The 2,366-nt window shown below is 72.0% G+C and carries 2 protein-coding genes and 1 pseudogene; 2 read left to right on the plus strand and 1 reads right to left on the minus strand.

Features of this window, described 5'->3' with window-relative positions; translation table 11 throughout:
• The first annotated feature begins 211 nt into the window (after positions 1-211).
• Together DQW85_RS24295 and DQW85_RS24300 are read left to right on the plus strand one after the other, a co-directional pair.
• Positions 212-553: a hypothetical protein gene (locus tag DQW85_RS24295; RefSeq protein WP_113702345.1), complete on the plus strand. Its 342-nt coding sequence runs from the start codon at positions 212-214 to the stop codon at positions 551-553.
• Positions 529-1,560: a hypothetical protein gene (locus tag DQW85_RS24300; RefSeq protein ID WP_162795325.1), complete on the plus strand. Its 1,032-nt coding sequence runs from the start codon at positions 529-531 to the stop codon at positions 1,558-1,560. Before DQW85_RS24295 ends, DQW85_RS24300 begins: the two co-directional genes overlap by 25 nt.
• A 34-nt stretch (positions 1,561-1,594) precedes the next feature.
• Here the strand turns inward: DQW85_RS24300 and DQW85_RS24305 are convergent.
• Positions 1,595-2,366: pseudogene (locus DQW85_RS24305) on the minus strand (hypothetical protein); the annotation flags it as partial.

A 2,366-nucleotide genomic window follows, 5' to 3' on the forward strand; every position in this document is an offset into this window, starting at 1 on the left:
ATGCGCGACACCGGCCGCGACATGCTCGACAAGTACAAGGAGACCTCACGCGGCGGCCTGGCCGTCAACGTCATCGAATGCTGAACGAGATCGTAACGCGAGCTTACGCTGCTCGTTACGTACCACTGTGAGCATTTCCGCATGATCACCCCATCTCTGGCGCCGGAGGTGATGCGTGGGGGAGCCGGCTCCTGACCCGTCGCAGCCACCGATGGAGATCAACCACGATCACCTCAGGAAGCACGCGGCGCCCGCGTTCGACGACGTGGCGGCCGCCGTGCGGCAGGCGGTCGAGCGGGCCGGCGAGGCCCTCGGCGCGCTGGGCGGCTGGCCCGCCGACGAGGAGGTGGACCGGGCCTTCGTCGAATGGTACGGGCCCAAGCGGAACGAGATGCTGCGGCTGATCGGACAGTTCGGCCAGGTCTACGAGGACATCGCCGACGGGCTCGTCACCATGCAGCGCAACGTGCGGGTCATCGACTGGGGCGTGGCCGACGACATCACGGTCGAGGACATCCCCGTCTACACGTGGCCGGACGAAGAGGCACGCTGATGGCACTGCCCGCGCTCTCCCCGCCCGCCCTGCTCATGACGCTGATGGCGGCGGGCGGCGGCACGCTCGTCTGCCTGCGCGTCTACGCCGGCGTGACCGCGCCGGAGATCCCGGTGGACGAGCTGCGCAAGGCCGCGGACGCGTTCCGCAGGCTGGCGGACGACCTGGACGGCGGCGAAGGCCAGGCGGGCGAGGCCGGGCCAGGCGGCCACCCCTCCCTCCGCACGCGCGGTGGCATCGCCGGCCGGGCCGACGAGGCCGCCTCCTCCGTGTGGCGGAACAACGGCGGCGAGGCGGTCGACGCCTTCGCCAAGCTCTACATCATGCGCATCATGGCCGTCCCCGGCGCGCTCGCCCGCGACTGCCGGGTGATCGCGGCCGGCTGCGACGCCTACGCCCGGCTGGTGGAGGACGTCAACCGGCGCTTCGCCGAGCTGGACAAGGCCATCCTGCAGCTCCTGTGGCTGGTCGCCTTCCAGCCGCTGACCTCCGCCCTGTACGGCGTGGCGCAGGCCATGGCCGCCGTCCAGCTCGCCAGGCTGGTGCGGACCGCCCAGGCGCTGAAGAGCGCCTTCGCCATGAGCGCCGCCCGCATCATGCAGATGGCCTTCCCGAAGTACCTCCTGACCACGCTCAACTACGCCGTCATCGACGGCGCAGCCTACGCGGGGGGCGCCCTCGCGATCGACAGGTCGGTCGACGCCGCCTACGGCCTGCCGCTCGGCTCCCCCCGCGACAACGCCGAGGAGTTCGGCAAGATCGTGGCCGGCAACACCGGCTACATCCTCGGCTACGACCTCGCCAAGCTCGGCCTGCGCGGGCCCGCGACCCGCGGGAGCGAGCTCACGGCGCGCCTGTTCGGCTCGGGCTTCGGCTACACGCCGGTCAAGAGCGCGCTCGACGGCGACGGCGAGATCATGACCACGCCGGAGGAATGGGCGAGCAAGCTGGAGGGCCACGGCCTGCGCGCGCTCATCTTCCCGCCAGGCTGGCGCTTCGGCCGCTGATCCCGGGCGCCTCCCACCGAGGGTTCCCCTCCGCTCATCCCTCCCGCGCGTACACCCTGAGCACCTTGCCCTCCAGGTCGGCCGCGAGGTAGGCGGCGCCGTACTCGTCGCCGAGGTAGTAGAGGATGACCGGCTTGTCGTCCGCGAACGTCCAGGCCCCCTCGGCGATCACGTAGCGCATGGTCGGCTTGTCGATTCCGAGCCGCTTCTCCGCGGCCCGCTGCACGCTCGGGAGCACGTCCCAGTCGAAGGACCTCAGCCTGGCCGCCTTCTGGCCCGTCGTCAGCGTGCCTCCCGTGCTGCGCGTCACCTGCCCGTCGCGGTAGCTGTAGCGGTCGTACAGGTTGCGCTTGCCCTTGACGGGAGCCTCCGCCATCGCGTGCTCCTCGTACACGACGAACCTGGTGAACTCGGTGCCACCGGACGCCTTCTCCAGGGCGCTGACCACATGGCGGATGCCGTCGGGGGTCAGCAGGTTCGCGGGGGACTCCTCAGGCTCCTCGGACGCCTCGGTTGCGCTCGGCTCGGTTGCGCTCGACTCCGTTGCGCTCGGCTCCGGGTCCGCGGTGCCGGCCACGGTCCGCCCGGGACCGGCCGTGTCGGTGCCGCCCTGGAGCCGGGGGATCACCACCAGGGCCACGGCGGCGACCGCCGCCACGGCGGCCACCCCGGCGATCGTGAGCGTCCGGCTCCCCCGGCCGCCCTGACGTGACCGGACGGTCGGGCCGGTCGGATAGGCGGGGTCCTTGCCGGCGTGCGGGAACGGCGGCTGGGTGGGCGGCCCGTGATGCCACCCGCCGTGCGGC

Source organism: Nonomuraea lactucae, from assembly GCF_003313395.1.
Lineage (GTDB): Bacteria > Actinomycetota > Actinomycetes > Streptosporangiales > Streptosporangiaceae > Nonomuraea > Nonomuraea lactucae.

Bases quoted from the DNA above. Each gene is read 5' to 3' on its own strand.
- DQW85_RS24295 (WP_113702345.1), top strand. From the start codon at position 212: ATGGAGATCAACCACGATCACCTCAGGAAGCACGCGGCGCCCGCGTTC.